At 72.7% G+C, this 15,197-nt stretch carries 12 protein-coding genes; 3 read left to right on the forward strand and 9 right to left on the reverse strand.

Annotated elements, in window-relative coordinates:
- Window positions 1–4: 4 nt before the first annotated feature.
- The 4 genes from AC59HU_RS08555 to AC59HU_RS08570 all read right to left on the reverse strand — a co-directional run bounded on the left by AC59HU_RS08555 (window position 5) and on the right by AC59HU_RS08570 (window position 5,017).
- Window positions 5–1,297 (reverse strand): cytochrome P450, encoded by a 1,293-nt coding sequence (locus AC59HU_RS08555; protein WP_497222965.1) that lies wholly within the window; start codon window positions 1,295–1,297, stop codon window positions 5–7.
- Complete coding sequence (locus tag AC59HU_RS08560; protein WP_497222966.1) at window positions 1,294–2,337, reverse strand: 3-oxoacyl-ACP synthase III family protein; 1,044 nt, start codon at window positions 2,335–2,337, stop codon at window positions 1,294–1,296. The genes AC59HU_RS08555 and AC59HU_RS08560 overlap by 4 nt, the downstream gene beginning before the upstream one ends.
- Window positions 2,334–3,401, reverse strand: coding sequence for an NAD-dependent epimerase/dehydratase family protein (locus tag AC59HU_RS08565; protein ID WP_497222967.1), 1,068 nt, complete (start codon window positions 3,399–3,401; stop codon window positions 2,334–2,336). The genes AC59HU_RS08560 and AC59HU_RS08565 overlap by 4 nt, the downstream gene beginning before the upstream one ends.
- A gap of 116 nt (window positions 3,402–3,517) precedes the next feature.
- The gene (locus AC59HU_RS08570; protein ID WP_497222968.1) at window positions 3,518–5,017 is read right to left on the reverse strand and encodes a F390 synthetase-related protein; all 1,500 of its coding nucleotides are present in this window, start codon (window positions 5,015–5,017) and stop codon (window positions 3,518–3,520) included.
- A 57-nt stretch (window positions 5,018–5,074) separates the two neighbouring features.
- On the opposite strand from AC59HU_RS08570, the gene AC59HU_RS08575 reads away from it, so the two are divergent.
- On the forward strand, window positions 5,075–5,863 hold the full coding sequence (locus AC59HU_RS08575) for a GAP family protein (RefSeq protein WP_497222969.1): 789 nt from the start codon (window positions 5,075–5,077) through the stop codon (window positions 5,861–5,863).
- A 64-nt stretch (window positions 5,864–5,927) separates the two neighbouring features.
- Here the strand turns inward: AC59HU_RS08575 and AC59HU_RS08580 are convergent, their stop codons facing one another.
- A complete protein-coding gene (locus AC59HU_RS08580; protein ID WP_497222970.1) occupies window positions 5,928–7,478 on the reverse strand; it encodes a family 14 glycosylhydrolase in 1,551 nt (516 codons plus the stop codon).
- A gap of 103 nt (window positions 7,479–7,581) precedes the next feature.
- On the reverse strand, window positions 7,582–9,246 hold the full coding sequence (locus AC59HU_RS08585) for a M20/M25/M40 family metallo-hydrolase (protein ID WP_497222971.1): 1,665 nt from the start codon (window positions 9,244–9,246) through the stop codon (window positions 7,582–7,584).
- Between the two features lie 98 nt (window positions 9,247–9,344).
- Between AC59HU_RS08585 and AC59HU_RS08590 the strand changes: the two genes are divergently transcribed.
- Complete coding sequence (locus tag AC59HU_RS08590; RefSeq protein WP_497222972.1) at window positions 9,345–9,707, forward strand: hypothetical protein; 363 nt, start codon at window positions 9,345–9,347, stop codon at window positions 9,705–9,707.
- A gap of 51 nt (window positions 9,708–9,758) precedes the next feature.
- The gene (locus tag AC59HU_RS08595; protein WP_497222973.1) at window positions 9,759–10,730 is read left to right on the forward strand and encodes a DMT family transporter; all 972 of its coding nucleotides are present in this window, start codon (window positions 9,759–9,761) and stop codon (window positions 10,728–10,730) included.
- On the opposite strand, the gene AC59HU_RS08600 is transcribed toward AC59HU_RS08595, so the two are convergent.
- From AC59HU_RS08600 to AC59HU_RS08610, 3 genes are read right to left on the reverse strand one after another with little or no spacing between them, the layout of a single operon-like run.
- Window positions 10,714–13,395: an MGH1-like glycoside hydrolase domain-containing protein gene (locus AC59HU_RS08600; RefSeq protein WP_497222974.1), complete on the reverse strand. Its 2,682-nt coding sequence runs from the start codon at window positions 13,393–13,395 to the stop codon at window positions 10,714–10,716. The genes AC59HU_RS08595 and AC59HU_RS08600 overlap by 17 nt on opposite strands.
- A 44-nt stretch (window positions 13,396–13,439) precedes the next feature.
- On the reverse strand, window positions 13,440–13,877 hold the full coding sequence (gene sufU / locus AC59HU_RS08605; protein ID WP_497222975.1) for a Fe-S cluster assembly sulfur transfer protein SufU: 438 nt from the start codon (window positions 13,875–13,877) through the stop codon (window positions 13,440–13,442).
- A complete protein-coding gene (locus AC59HU_RS08610; RefSeq protein ID WP_497222976.1) occupies window positions 13,877–15,175 on the reverse strand; it encodes a cysteine desulfurase in 1,299 nt (432 codons plus the stop codon). Before AC59HU_RS08610 ends, sufU begins: the two co-directional genes overlap by 1 nt.
- Window positions 15,176–15,197: the final 22 nt, after the last annotated feature.

A 15,197-nucleotide genomic window follows, 5' to 3' on the forward strand; every position in this document is an offset into this window, starting at 1 on the left:
GACTCTACCGGGATCGCCGGGGCGCCCGCCGTTCGAGGACGAGCTCGGCGTAGCCGGGGATGAGGGTGCCCCGCTGGGCGCGTCGGCGCACGACGGCGAGCGGCGCGGAGGCGGCCGCATCCAGGACCGCCCCGACGGTCAGCCGGATCTGAGCCATGGCGAGCGGGGCGCCGAGGCAGAAATGCGCGCCGGCCCCGAACCAGAGCTGGCGCAGCGAGGCGGCGGGGTTGCCGACCGGGTCGAAGCCGCCCGCCCGCCGGTCGGCGAGGAAGGTCGCGAGCACGAGGCGGTCGCCCGGCCGCACCGCGGTGCCACCCACCTCGGCGGGGGCGGCCACGCTCCGCAGCATCACCGGGGAGGGCGTCGTCACGCGGAGGCCCTCGGCGATCGCCTGGTCCAGCAGCGAGCGGTCGTGGGCGAGCACCTCGAGCCAGCCGGTGTCGGCCAGCACGGCGATCAGCCGTGGCAGGTAGGAGACGAGCGTCTCGGTGCCGGTGAGCACGAAGGCGCCGACCGCGCCCAGGGCCTCCTCCTCGCTGAGGCCGAGGCGGCGCATGCGGGCGGGGACGGTCTCGGCCTCGGCGGGATCGACAGTCAGGGCGTCACCGGTCTCGGGGGCGGCGGCGATAGGGGCGCCGCCGGATTCGCCGGGCTGGTCCGGCCCGGCGGCGTAGGCCGAGCGGGCGTGGTCGGTCAACTCGGCGAGCACCGCGCGCGCCCGCCGCACCTGCGCGGGCGTGAACCGGGGGCGGGCCAGCGAGACGAAACCGGTCACCGACGAGATCCGGGCGAAGAGCTCCTCGCCCACCACGTCCCGGTCCAGCCCCACCAGGCGGCTGATCACCTGACCGGCGTACTCGCGCACCTCGCCGACGAGGTCGACCGCCTCACCCTCCGTCAAACGGCGGGTCAGGGCTTCGGCCCGGCCCCCGATCGTCTGCTCGGTGAGCGTCTCGACGAACGCGGGCGCGAAAAGCGGGGCGAGCCGGCGGCGCAGGGCGTGATGGTCGGCACCCTCCATGTTCAACAGCACCGAGGGGCCGAGCACCGGCGTCCAGAGGTCGGCCGGCGAACCGGGCCCGGTCTTGGTGAAGTGCTCGGTGTCGAGCAGGATGCGCCGGAGCAGCGCCGGCTCGGTCACGACCACCCCCACCCCGGGCACGCGGAGGACGTCACGCCGGATCGCGCTCAGAGCGGGGTAGGCGAGCGGATGCGCGGTGCGCTGCACGCGCTCCTCCCAGCGTCGTTCGCCCCCCGGCCTCAGAGCCGGCGCGGCGGCCCGGGCATCCGTGGTCACAGGCGCACCACCATCACGCCGAGCGAGATCCCGCCGGCCAGCCCTACCAGGGCCACGAGGCTGCCGTCGCGCACCAGGCCGCGCTCCCGAGCAAGCTCCAGCTGCAGTGGCAGCGAGGCCGAGGCGAGGTTGCCGTGCTCGGCGACGGTCAGCACCGTGCGCGCCGGATCGACGCCGATCGCCTCGACGATGCTCGCGTGGTAGGGCGCGGCGACCTGGTGGATGGCGACGAAGTCGAGATCACCGGGCTCGAGGGCGAGCTCGGCGAGGGTCTCGCCTACCAGACCGACGCCGACCTCCAGGAACGCCCGCTGCAGAGCGGCGCCGTCCATGTCGAAGTAGCTGCCGCCCTCGGCGTGCGGGTTCATCGAGCCGCCGGTGGGCAGCGTGCCCACCATCCAGTGCTCCGAGCGGGCGGCGAAGCGGCTGCCGAGGATGCCGCGGGGTTCGGGATGCTCGGCCGGCACGGTCGCCTCGACGATCACGGCGGCCCCGGCGTCGCTCATCGTGTAGCCGGCGAAGGAGCGGAGGAACTGCTCGGGCCCGTCGAGCCTCCAGCGCACCGCGTGCGAGGGCTGCTCGCCGCTCGCGACCAGCACGCGCCGGTGCCGGCCGGTGGCGATCAGCGCCTCGGCGACCTCGAGGGCGTTGAGCACGCTGTTGCAGGCGTTCTTGATGTCCATGACCGGGCAGTCCAGACCGAGCTTGGCCGAGACGATGTGGCTGGTCGCGGGTTCGATCAGGTCCTGGCTCGCGGAGGCGAACAGCAGCAGGTCGATCGGGCCGGGCGAGCGCTCGAGCGCCCGCCGGGCGGCGGCCACCGCGAGGTCGGAGGTCTGCCAGCCCTCGGGCCGCAGGTGCACCCGCTCCACGCCCGTGATCCGCCGGACCAGCCCCGTCGCGAGCGGCAACCCGGGGTTCGTCTCGCGGAGCTGCTGCTCGGTCTCGGCGCTGGACCGCGTCTCCTCCGGCAGGAACGTGGCGACCGCGGCGAGCCGCGCGTGCGGCGGGGCGACCGGCCGGGTGCTCGTCGGGCTCACCGCCGGCCGTCCCGGGTCGACGCCGTCATCCCGCCCAGCAGGCGGTCGATCCCCTCGGCCACGGTAACGCGCGGCGGCCCGAAGACGGCGCGGGCGCGGGGATCGTCGAAGGTGGTGGAGAAGGCGTACACGATGACCGAGTATCTCGTGATCGGCGGCTCCCCCGCACGCCGGGTCGCCCGCCAGAGCAGTTCGACCGCGCTCGCCGCGGCGAGGGCGACCCGGCGGGGAACCTCCCGCCGAGGAGCCGGGAGCCCGAGTCGGGCGACGAGGTCGAGCACCGTCGCCTGGAGGTCGACGGGCTCGCCGTTGGTCAGCGTGAGGGTGCGCCCGACCACCTCGGGTGCGCTCAGAGCGCCCACGAGCTGGTCGACGAGGGTGTCGATGTAGAGCAGGTCGCCGAGCACCGGCCGCCCCGCCGGGGTGCGGATGCGCGGGAGCCGCCCGCTCCGCGCCGCGGCCACGAGTCGCGGCACCAGGGTGGTGTCGCCCGGGCCGAAGACCGCGCGGGGCCGCAGCACGGTCCACTCGCCCGGATAGGCGCGCACGAGCTCCTCGGCGGCGGCCTTGGTGGCGGCGTAGCGACTGACGTACGGCGGCCGTGCGGGGGCGTCTCCCGGGATCCCCCGCTGATCGCGGGCGCGCGTGACGACGGAGGCGGTCGACACGAACACCACGCGCGGCAGCCGGCCGACGCGGTCGGCGACCCGCTCGGCGTACTCGAGCACGGTCCTGGTGAGCTGCACGTTGTCCCGCTCGAACTCCCGCCGGCTGCCCCACGGCGAGCTCCGCGCCGCCGTGTGCACGATCACGTCCGGACCGGACCCGCTCGCTGCGGGCCCCTCCTCGGCGAACCCGTCCAGGGCGAGCAGGTCGGCCACGGCGGTGGGCGCGGCGAGATCGAGCGAACGGTAGTCGGCGCGTTCCGAGCTCGAGCGCCCGATCCCGAGGGCGCGATACCCCGGATCCGTCGCCAGCCGGTCGAGTAACGCTCCGCCGACGAACCCCGAGGCACCCGTGACCAGAACCCGCAGTGGGCGGGCGGCCTGGCCAGGTGCGCGCACTTCGTCAGGCCCCGCAGCAGGATCCTCTGCACGCGCTTCGGCACGATCCTCCGGGCGACCTTCGGCACGACCGCCGAGGTGACCCTCTGGCCGGGTCTCCCCCGGCCCGGCAGCCGTCACGGCGCGTGCTCCCGCACGATGCGGCGGCGCTTCACGCCCGGATCCTCGGCCTCCCAGTCGTCCACGACGATCGTCGCGTGGCAGCCGTACGAGCGCAGCAGCACGTCCAGCGCCGCCGTCACCGCCGCCGGGGCGCCCTCCTCCGGATCCTCGAGCCGCACGTGCAGGTCGAGGCCTCGCTGCCGGATGCGCCAGTCGGCGTACGAGGCCGAGCCGACCGCCAGGGCGCGGCGCACCGCATCCGGGAACACCTCGACCACCGACCGGCCGTCGGTGCTCGGCAGGTGGAGCACCGAGTCCTCCCGGCCGTCGACACCCGCGAGCACGGTGGTCACGCGCCCGCAGGCGCACCGCTCGGGTGCCGAGGGGTCGATCCGCAGCACGTCATCGAGTCGGTACCGCGCGATCAGCTGCGTCCGCCGCTCGAAATCGGTGACGATCGGCACGAACCGGGTCCGATCCTCGCCCTGCCACTCGCGCTCGAACCGCACGGTCTCCTCGTTGAGGTGCAGGGCGCCGTGCTCGCAGCTGAGCGCGAGCAGCCCCTCCGTCGCCTGGTAGACCTGGCGGGGTGGCCGACCCCACGCCCGCTGCACCCGGAGTGCCGTGTCGGGCTCGAGCACCTCGGCGACCGAGACGACGAGCCGCGGCCGGATGCGCAGGGTTCCCGATCCCGCGCGTCGGGCCAGCGCATCCAGCACCGAGGCGGGCGCCACGAGCAGGTCCGGCCCCCGACCCGAGTCGACCGCGGCCTCGAGCTCGGCCACGTGGGCGTCGAACGAATCGGTCAGGTCGTGGAAGGTGAAGCGCACCCGCGAGCTCGCGACCGATTCGTAGAGCCCTCCGCCGGCGCGGAGGAAGAACGCGATCCTGAGCGGAGGCCGCCACAGGAGGAGGATTTGGCGCACCGTCGCGGCGTCCAGCAGCCGGCCGAGCACCGTGCCGGCCCACAGCGCCCGCTCGCGGGGGCTGACCAGGAAGACGCCGCGCCGGCCCGAGGTACCGCTGGACAGCCCGACCGTGAGGTCGCCGTCGATCGTGGGGCTGAAGTCGCGGCTGTGCTCCGCCTCGAGCCCGACGGCGAGGGCGTCGGCCAGCCGGATGCCGCGGGTGTTGAGCCCGTCGAAGTGCTCGAGGTGCACCGTCTTGTCGACAACCGGCAGCCGCACCCGCGTGCCGGGGCCGGCCGCGTCGCGAAGCGCCCGGTAGTAGGGCGCCTCGGTGAGCCGCCGGCGGTAGGCCCGCACGCGGCGCTCCTGCCAGGCGTCGAACGCGGCCCGCGAGCGGAACCGGCCGGCCCACCGTGCCGTCACGAAGCGCCGCACCAGCTGTGCACTGAGCCCCGCCTGCGCCAGCTGCGCCCGCGCCTGCCGCACCCGGGCCACCAGCCCCTGTGCCGGTGGTGCGCCCGTCAGCGGGGCCCGTGCGCGAGTCGGCGCTTCGGTGCTCCGCGGCAGGGGCGGCGTGAGGGGCGGGTGCGTCGTCGGCCGGCTCACGGGGACAGCCTACGCGTCGGCCCGCAGCCGGGTGCCGACGCCTCCTAGAATGACGCCATGGCGGGAATCATCGGACACATCCTGCCGATCGCCGTCGGCGTCGCCCTGAGTTCGGTGCCGATCGTCGTGATGGTCCTGATCCTGCTCTCGCCGCGCGGCCGGTGGTCGAGCCTGACCTATCTGATCGGCGCCGCGGTCGGCCTCGCCGGTCTCACCACGTTGTTCAGCGCCGTGGCCTCGCTGCTGCCGCCCCCGCCGCCCTCCAGCCAGAGCGTGCTCTTCGCGACGATCGAGATCGTGCTCGGCCTCGCGCTGCTGGTGCTCGCCGCGGTGCGCTGGAGCCGCGGGCGTGCCGCCGCCCGCGCCGCTCACGAGGCGCAGGCCGCCCACCACACCGACACCGCCCGAGCCCGCCAGGCGGGTCGGCCGGGCTCGAACCTGCCCGCCGCGACCGACCTCGATCCGGATGCCGCCCCGGCCACGGCCTCGGGCATGGTCGCCTGGCTGACGAAGGTGACCAGCCTGGGACCGATCCCGTCCTTCGGCGTCGGCGTCATCCTCATGCTGCGACCGAAGAACCTGCTGCTCACGCTCGCCGCCGGGGTGGCGATCGGTGCCGGCAATGTGACTGTGGGCCTGGATGCGGTGGCGATCGCCATCTTCACCCTCCTCGGCATCTCGACCCTGGCTGCGCCGATCATCTTCACCCTGGTCGACCCGGAGCGGATGAGGACTCCTCTCGAACGCACCCGCGTCTGGATCGAGGGCAACAGCGCGACCGTCACCACCATCGTGCTGCTCGTGCTCGGGGTGGTCGTCGTCGGCAGCGGCATCACCCACCTCTGACGACGCGACCACCCCGCATCGCGCACGCCCGGGGCAGAGGCCCGAGCCCAAGCGCGACCACCGCTCAGTGGAAGTCGCGGATGAAGCGCTCGAACTCCCCGCGGGCCGTCCCCGACGCCGTGACGTCGCCGATCCTCAGGATCGTCAGGCCCGAGTACGCCGCCGGCGACCCCGAGAACGCGTCGCGGATGTGCGACCAGCCCACCGTCGACGAGGTGCCGACCGAGCCGAGGTTGCCGCTCAGGGCGTTCTCGCCCTTGAGCGTCACGTGCGCACGCCGGGCCGCCTCCCCGACCCAGTTCACCAGGGAGGCCGCATCCGAGTAGGCGTGTGAGCCGGTGTCCCACTCCCGCCCGTCCGGCATCTCGAGCGCGGTGAAGTGCAGGATGACGTGGTGCCTCGGCGAGACCCCGTCACCGCGGGTGTCGAGATCGTGCACGAGCGCGAGGATGCCGTCGTACCCGTGCCCCGTCGAGGCGTCGTCGTAGGCCTGATCGGTGTGGATGAGCCCGGCCGCCACCTCGGGCGCGCGGCGGATGGGGCTGGTCGCCATGGTCTGCCAGTGCACTCCCGGCACCTTGAGACCGAGCGGCACGTTCGCGAACTCGTCGTCGAAGGCGCCGATCGCCTCGAGCATCACCTCGCGCCCGTGCCGGAGCAGGCTCTCGCTGTACCAGCGCGTGAAGTCCTTGCCGTACCGCAGCGAGCGGTACGCGCCCGAGGTGATGAAGCGGTCGTGGTCGGTGGGCGGGGTGATGGCCCCGTAGGTCAGCCCCGGGATGCCCCAGGCCGTCGCCACCCCGGCGACCGACCCGTAGCGCGCGACCGCCCAATCGGCGAAGGCGGTGATCGCCGACGGCGAGTAGCTCTGGAAGGTGCCGCGGTTGGGGTACCCCGCCGGGTCTCCCGGCACCTTGGCGTCGTGGGTCGCGTACGAGGGGTACCGCAGCTCGCCGGCCGGGCCGGTGCTCACCGTGATCTCCTGGATGCTCCCCCGGTAGTCGGTCGATCCCGAGCTGTAGTGCTGCTCGAACGCCTCCATGAAGTCGCCCATGTCGTCCACCGTGCGCGAGGCACCGAGCCCCCAGGGTGACGTCGATTCCCGATCGACGTTCCCGTACTCGCTCACCCACGCGTTGTCGGCCGGCAGAGCGCTGCACCACCCGGCCACACCGCAGATCTGCACCGGCTCGAACACCCACCCGGGGACCGGGATGTCGCAGGTGTCGCCGACATTGCCACCGCACTGATGGAACGACATCATCGGCACGAGCTCGAGCCCGGCCGACGTGACGGCCGCGAACAGCTTGTCGTAGTAGCTCCAGTCGAACGAGCCCCGGGCGGGTTCCGCCTTGCCCCACCAGACGTCGACCGCGACCGCGTCGACGCCCTGGCCCTGGGCGACCGCGAGCGAGTCGGTGAACGCCAACCATTCCGGGCCCGAGGAGGCCCAGTCGTCGATCCAGAGCGGAGCCATCACGTTGACGGTCTGGGCCGCGCCCGAGGATGCGGCATGGCCGGGCGAGGCCGCGAGCGGGGCGGCCGAGATTCCGGATGCGAGAAGGGCGACGGCCGCGGTTGCGAGCCCGATGCGGGAGGTGGTTCGAAGTGCCATCCCCCCACGGTAGGTTCGGGCGGCCATCGCCCTCTGTGAGTACTTTCCACCTAGCGGCCGGCCGGCCCTCAGACGAGCCGGCCGCTCGATGGGATGCGTCGCGCTACTCGGCGGACACCTCGCGCACGCGCCGACGGCGGACCGCCAGCACGAGCCCCAGCCCGAGCACCAGCACCGACCCGGCGAGGACGCCCGAGGCCACCCCGTCGCCGGCGCCGGTCGCCGCGAGCTGCGGATCGGCGGGTGCCGCTGCCGCAGGCACCACGGTCGGCGTCGGCGTGGCCACCGGCGGGACGACGACCGGAGCGGTCACCCGCCCGTTGATCGCCGAGGTGTCGTTCGCGAGCGAACCCGTGACCGAGGAGATCGCCCCGAGCATGATGCCGAGGGCCTCCTGGTTGACGTTGGCGAGGTTGTCGCCGGCCGAATGGTAGTTCGGATCCTGCGTGATGCCCGCGGTGCCGCCGAACAGGGCGACCTGCTCCGGCGTCTTCACCTCGTCGGCGCCGGTGAACAGCCCCGAGGCCGGCACGCCGTAGGAGATGAACGCGTCGTAGTCGCTCCGCGAGTCGAAGGCCGTGTCGATCCACGCCTGGCCCGAGGCGTCGAAGTAGTCGGTGAAGGCCTTCTCCGTGGCGATGGAACCCTCCGGCACCTCGACGGGCGCCTCGAAGGTCGACTGGTCGGCGTCGTAGACGCTGATCACGTAGTTCGGCGAGGCGACCATGTCGAAGTTGAGGTACGTCGCGATCTCCTCGAGCTCCTGCGGGTCGTTCTCCGCGAGGTCGTCGACGTAGTGCGCCGAACCGACCAGCCCGACCTCCTCGGCGCCCCACCAGGCGAAGCGCACCTGGTTGTTCAGCGGACCCGAGGCGGCCAGCTGCACCGCGGTCTCGAGGATGGCGGCCGAGCCGCTGCCGTTGTCGTTGATGCCCGGGCCTTCCGGCACCGAGTCCAGGTGCGCCCCGAGCATGACCGTGTTCGTCGGGTCGCCCGTCGGCGTCTCGGCGATGATGTTGAAGGTGTCGACGGTCGTCGTGGTCTCCTGCAGCTGCAGGTCGACGGTCGGCGGCGTGGCGGAGCCCAGGGCGGCGACCACGGCCACCCCCTCGTCCTGCGTGAGGCCGACGGTCGGCACCAGACCGGGCACCTGCTCGCCGAGGGTTCCGTTCAGGGGCCCGGCCTCGTTGTTGTAGATCAGGGCTGCGGAGGCGCCCGCAGCCGCCGCAGCGGCCGACTTCTCGGCGAACGAGCAGATCCCGCGGCTGATCACCGCGACGGCGCCCACGGCGGAGACCCCGCCCCAGGCATCCGCGTCGCACCCGGTCGCGGTCGCCGGAGCGACCAGCGGAACCGCCACGATTCCGGCCGTCTGCGTCGCGGGCGTGCCCTCCATCGGGATGCGCTGGGGATCCGGCGTGGTCAGATCGGTCGTGGTGCCCATCAGGGTGATCGAGAACGCGTCGATGGACTGCGTCGTGGCCTGGAAGTCCTGACGCACCGGGGTGTAGCCGGCGGCCGTGAGCACGCTCTCCACGTAGGCGCCGCTGGCCTCGTAGCCCGCGGTGCCGATCGCGCGGTTGCCGTCGTTGGCGTCGGCGATCGACTGCAGCGCCGCGAGGTGGGTCATCACCCCCTCGACGGTCACCCGGGACTCGAGGTCGTCCGGATCCACGGCGAAGGCGGCCTGCGTGCCACCGGCGACCGCCGCGATCATCACCCCCGTGCCCAGTCCGAATGCGGTCAGTCGTCGATGACGTCGCTTCACGTGTGATCCCCTTCGTCGCGTGAACGTTTGTGGAACCCTATCCTCTTCGCGGGTGTCTTGTCCCCCATTACGGGGGACATTTCACGAGGAGTAATCTGTTGGAAACACAGCTCGCCGAACCCGTGCTGAGCGAGGAGATCCGGATGGACGACGACCCGACGAAGGTCACCAACCAGGCGTCCCTCACGTCGTCGACCGGCACGATCTGGCTCGTCGTCGGCGGGCTGATGGCGGCGATCTCGGTCGTGCTGCTCTGGGCGCTGCAGCAGGTGAACTCCAGCGGCATCGCGCTCTGGGCGATCGCGGTGATCGTGCTGCTCTATCTGGCGATGGTCGAGGTGCGACTGCTGGTGCGTTCGCTGCGGCTGCGCCTCATCCTCCTGGCGGTGACGTTCGGCGCCGTGGCCGTCGTGGCACTGGCCTCCGTGGTGGTCATCGGGTACTCGACCGTCGCACCCTGAGCGCCTGACCGCGATCTGTCCGTGCATCGAAGTTTTGTGTAACAATCGGGCATGCTCCCCGTCCTCGCCGTCCTGCTGGCCGCCGTGTGCTTCGGCACCACGGGCACCGCGCAGGCCTTCGGCCCGATGGATGCGTCAGCCGGCTCGATCGGCGCCGCCCGGATCCTGATCGGCGGCGGCATCCTGGGTCTCGTCGGTCTCGTCTCCGCGGGCAGGGCGGCCCGTGGGCCCCGCCACGACGGACGGCCGAGGTCCCGCGTGCGATCCGGGATCCTCGTAGTGGTCGCCGCGCTCGGGGTCGTCGCCTACCAGCCCGCGTTCTTCGCCGGCACCGCGAGCAACGGCGTGGCGGTCGGCACGGTCGTGGCGCTGGGTTCCGCACCGATCATCACGGGGCTCCTCGACTGGGCCCTGCGCCGGCGCTTCCCGGGCGCGGTCTGGCTCGTCGCGACCCTGGTGGCGACCGTCGGCGTCGCCTTGATCAGCGGCGCGCTCGGCCTGGTCGACCCGGGGAACGGCGGCGGGATCGACGCCTCCGGCACCCCGTCGGTCAGCCTGCCCGGCCTCCTGGCGTCGGTCGGCGCGGGCGCCTCCTACGCGGTCTACACCCTGGCGAGCAAGGGGCTGCTCGAGCGCGGCTGGAGCCCGACCGTCACCATGGGCGCGGTCTTCGGCGGAGCCGCCGTGCTGAGCATCCCGCTGCTGATCGCCGGCGACACCCGCTGGCTCCTCACCGGCGAGGGCCTCGCCCTGGCGCTCTGGCTCGGCGTCGTCACCACGGCCCTGGCGTATCTGCTCTTCGGCTGGGGTCTGGGCCGGCTCCCCGCCGCGACGGTGTCGACCCTGACCCTCGCCGAACCACTCACCGCCACGCTCCTCGGCACCCTCGTGCTCGGCGAGGCGCTCAAACCGACGGCCGTCGTCGGGCTGGTCGTGCTCGCGCTCGGGCTCGCCCTCCTCGCCGTTCCGCGGTCGCTGTTCCGCCCCGTCGGCAGCGCCCGGCGCCCTAACGCCTCCGCGTGATGATCAGGTGCGCCACCAGCGCAGTCCACCCCGTCTGGTGCGAGGCGCCGAGCCCCTGCCCGGTGTCGCCGTGGAAGTACTCGTAGAACGCGATGTTCTCCCGCCAGCGCGGATCCGACGACAGCAGCGGGTACCGCGCATCCGCCGGACGCGGCACGCCGTCGACCGACCGGAACAGCGAGACCAGCCGCTGGGCGAGGTCGTCGGCGATCTGGCCGAAGGTGCGCCGCTCGCCCGATCCCGCGGGGTACTCGACGAGGTGCGGTTCGCCGAGGCTCTCGTCGTAGCCGCGGAGCGACTCGATGATCAGCGTGTTGAGCGGGAACCAGACCGGCCCGCGCCAGTTCGAGTTGCCGCCGAACAGCCCCGAGGTCGACTCCCCCGGCTCGTAGTCGACGACCGCCTCGGCACCGCCGACCTCGACCCGGAACGGATGGTCGCGGTGCCACGCCGAGATGCTCCGGACGCCGTAGGGCGAGAGCATCCCCGCCGGGTCGACGACACCCGCGAGGATGCGCTCGAGCCGCTCGGGCGAGACCAGTGCGAGCAGGCTCGTCACCCCGTCGGAGTGCGACCGCACGTGCACCGACTGCCGGAACGAGGGGTTCCGCTCCAGGAACGAGCGCCCCCGGGCGACGAACTCCTCGAGCCGGCCCATCTTCGACCGGTCGAAGACCAGCGCGGCCGTCACGGGGACGAGCCCGACGAGCGACCGCACCTTGAGCGGCACGTCCCGGCCGTCGGCGAGGTGCAGGAGGTCGTAGTAGAAGGCGTCCGCCTCGTCCCAGAGCCCGGCCTCGTTCGCCGAGTCGGCGATCACCAGGAAGTGCTCGAAGAACTTCGTGGCCACGTCTTCGTAGGCGGGATCGTGCGAGGTCAGCAGCAGCGCCATGTCGAGCAGGTTCAGCGCGTAGGTCGCCATCCACGCCGTCGCGTCGGCCTGCTCGAGCACCCCGACGGCGGGCGGCAGGGTCGAGCGATCGAGCGGGGCGATGTTGTCCAGCCCCATGAACCCGCCCTCGAACAGGTTGTTGTCGCCGTGATCCTTGTTGTTGGTCCACCAGGTGAAGTTCATCAGCAGCTTGTGGAACACCCGGCCGAGGAACCGGTAGTCCCGGCTCCCGTCGATCTCGAACACCCGGAGCGCCGCCCAGGCCTCGATGGGCGGGTTCACGTCGCCGAAGTCCCACTCGTAGGCCGGCAGCTGGCCGTTCGGGTGCATGTACCACTCGCGCACCATGAGCACGAGCTGGGCCTTGGCGAACTCGGGGTCGATGTGGGCGAGTGTCACGCAGTGGAACGCCAGGTCCCAGGCGGCGAACCAGGGGTACTCCCACGCGTCGGGCATCAGGATGACGTCGTGTCCGGAGAGGTGCCGCCAGTCGGCGTTCCGGCGGTCCCGGCGCGCGGGCGGCGGGGGCGGCGAGGTCGGGTCCCCGGCCAGCCAGCGGCGCACGTCGAGGTGGTAGAACTGCTTCGACGCGAGCAGCCCGGCGAACGCCTGGCGCGCGATCCGGGCCTCCTCGGCGTCGGCACCGGCCGGCAGCACCGAGGCGTGGAACTCGTCGGCCTCGGCGAGCCGGGCCTCCATCACCCCGTCGAAGTCGGCGAACGCGGCGGTGTCGGTGAACGCGGCGGAGTCGGCGCCCGCATCCTGAACCCCCGCATCCCGAGCCCGCGCATCCTGAACCCCCGCATCCTGAGCCCGCGTCAGACGCAGCCGCAGCACCCGCGTCTCGCCCGGCGCCAGGGTGAGCACCTCGTGGAAGGCCGCCTTGGTGCCGGTGCCGGCCGGGTTCACGGTGGCGGCCCCGGAGACGACGTGATCGTTGATCCCGTCTTTCGGGTAGGGCGTCGTCGAGGGCTCGCCCCAGAGCCGCTCGCGGTTCGACTCGTTCTCGCAGAACAGCGCCTCGACGTCGGGGTCGTCGATCCGGAGCACCAGGTCGTCGCCGTCGGGCCGGTCGGCGGTCAGCTCGCCCGGCCCCGAGCGACGGATGCCCGGCTTGACCGGGGCGGGCAGGTCCCAGTCCCACACGTTCCGGAACCAGAACGTGGGCAGCACGTGGATCGTGGCGGTCTCGGGCCCCGCGTTCTCGATCGTCACCCGCATCAGCAGGTCGTGCGCGTCGGCCTTCGCGTGGTCGACCGTGACCATCCAGAAGCGCCCGTCGTCGAAGATCCCGGTGTCGGCGAGCTCGTATTCCGGTTGGTCCTTCGACCGCGCCGCGTTCGTGGCCAGCAGGTCGTCGTACGGGAACTCGCGCTGCGGGTAGTGGTACCGCCACCGCTGCCAGGAGTGGGTCGGGGTGCCGTCGAGATGCCACCAGTACTCCTTGGCGTCCTCGCCGTGATTGCCCTCGGGGCCGGAGAGGCCGTACATCCGCTCCTTCAGGATCGGGTCGACGCCGTTCCACAGCGCGAGCCCGAGGCACCAGCTCTGGCCGGTGTCGCAGAAGCCCGCCATCCCGTCCTCGTTCCAGCGGTAGGTGCGCGAACGGGCGTGATCGTGCGGGAAGAAGCGCCAGGCGTCGCCGTCGGCGCTGTAGTCCTCCCGCACCGTGCCCCAGGCGCGCTCGGCGAGGTAGGGACCCCAGTCGCGCCAGCCCGCCGCCCCCGCATCCGCCTCAGCCAGCCGTCGACGTTCGGCCCCCGGTTCGCTCATGCTGCGATCCTAGGGCGTGCCTCCGCGGCGGGAGGCCGGTGCCGTCAGGAGGCGAGGGCCGCCTCGAGCGCCACCCAGGGCAGCATCGCGCACTTGATCCGGGTGACGTACCGCGAGACCCCGCCCAGGGCGACCGCGTCGCCGAGCAGCTCCTCGTCGCCCTCGATCGTGCCCTTGGACTGCATGAGCTCACGGAAGGCCTGGATGCGCCGGGTCAGGTCGTCCTCGCCGAGATCGTGCACGAGGTCGTTCAGCACCGAGGCCGAGGCCGTCGAGATCGAGCAGCCCTGCCCCTCCCAGCTGAGCGACTCGATCGAGCCGTCGGCGCCGCGGTGCACCCTGAGGGTCACCTCGTCGCCGCAGGTGGGGTTGACCTGGTGCGACGACCCCGAGGCGCCGTCGCGGAGGCCGTAGCCGTGCTTCTGCTTGGCGTGGTCGAGGATGACCTGCTGGTACATGCTCTCCAGCTCGCGCGACGCCATCAGACGGCCCCGAAGAAGCGACGCGAATCCGCGACGGCCTCGACCGCCGAGTCGATCTCGTCGGGGGTCGTGTAGAGGTAGCCGCTGGCCCGGGTGGTGGCGGTCACCCCGAAGCGGCGGTGCACGGGTTGGGCGCAGTGGTGGCCGACCCGCACGGCGATGCCGCGGTCGTCGAGGAACTGCCCGACATCGTGCGCGTGCACCCCGTCGACGACGAAGCTCGCGAGCCCCACCCGCTCCGCGCCGAGGCCCGGCCCGAGCACCCGGACTCCGGGGACGGCGCTCAGACCCTCGACCAGACGACGGCCGAGGTCGGCCTCCCAGAGCTCGATCCGGTCCATCCCGACCGCGCTGAGGTAGTCGACGGCCGCCGCCAGCGCGATCGCCTGCGAGACCCGCTGGGTGCCCGCCTCGAAGCGCAGCGGGGCGGGCAGGAACTCGGACTCGGTCAGACCCACCGTGGTGATCATCGACCCGCCGGTGAGGAACGGGGGCAGCGCGTTCAGCAGCTCCGACCGCCCGTAGAGCACGCCGATCCCGGTGGGCGCAAGCATCTTGTGCCCGGAGAAGACGGCGAAGTCGACGTCGAGCGCGCGGAGGTCCAGCGGCAGGTGCGGGGCCGACTGGCAGGCGTCGAGCACGACGAGCGCGCCTGCCGCGTGGGCCAGCGCGGTCAGCTCGGCGACCGGGTTGACCGCGCCCAGCACGTTCGAGACGTGCGAGAACGCGACCACCTTCGTCTTCGGGCCGATGACCTGCTCGGCCTCGTCGAGGCGGATGGCGCCGTCGTCGTGCAACCCGATCACGCGCAGCGTCGCCCCGGTGCGGAACGCCAGCTCCTGCCAGGGCACGAGGTTCGCGTGGTGCTCGAGCTCGGTGACCACGATCTCGTCGCCCGCGCCGAGCCGGAAGCGCTCCGCGGCGGCTCCCCCGCGGCCGACCGAGGCGTTCGACATCCCATAGGCGATGAGGTTGATGCCCTCGGTCGCGTTCGAGGTCCAGACGATCTCGTCGTCCCGGGCGCCCACGAAGCGCGCCACGGTCGCGCGCGCGGCCTCGAACAGTTCGGTCGCCTCGCCGGCGAGGGTGTGCGCACCTCGGTGCACGGCCGAGTTCGTCTCCTCGTAGTAGGCCCGCTCGAGGTCGATCACCTGGCGCGGTTTCTGCGAGGTGGCACCCGAGTCGAGGTAGACCAGCGGATGCCCGTTGACCGAGCGCCCGAGGATCGGGAAGTCCGAGCGGATGCGGCGCACCGCGTCGAGGTCGAGGCCGGTGCTGGTGTTCGTCTCGATCGTCACGGTGTGCGCGTACCCATCCCTC

The organism is Herbiconiux sp. 320_LB, from assembly GCF_059691755.1.

Excerpts from the sequence above, each read along its gene's own strand:
- AC59HU_RS08575 (WP_497222969.1), top strand. The coding sequence starts at position 5,075 with ATGGCGGGAATCATCGGACACATCCTGCCGATCGCCGTCGGCGTCGCC.
- AC59HU_RS08580 (WP_497222970.1), bottom strand. The coding sequence starts at position 7,478 with ATGGCACTTCGAACCACCTCCCGCATCGGGCTCGCAACCGCGGCCGTC.
- sufU (WP_497222975.1), bottom strand. The coding sequence starts at position 13,877 with ATGGCGTCGCGCGAGCTGGAGAGCATGTACCAGCAGGTCATCCTCGAC.
- AC59HU_RS08600 (WP_497222974.1), bottom strand. The coding sequence starts at position 13,395 with ATGAGCGAACCGGGGGCCGAACGTCGACGGCTGGCTGAGGCGGATGCG.
- AC59HU_RS08595 (WP_497222973.1), top strand. The coding sequence starts at position 9,759 with ATGCTCCCCGTCCTCGCCGTCCTGCTGGCCGCCGTGTGCTTCGGCACC.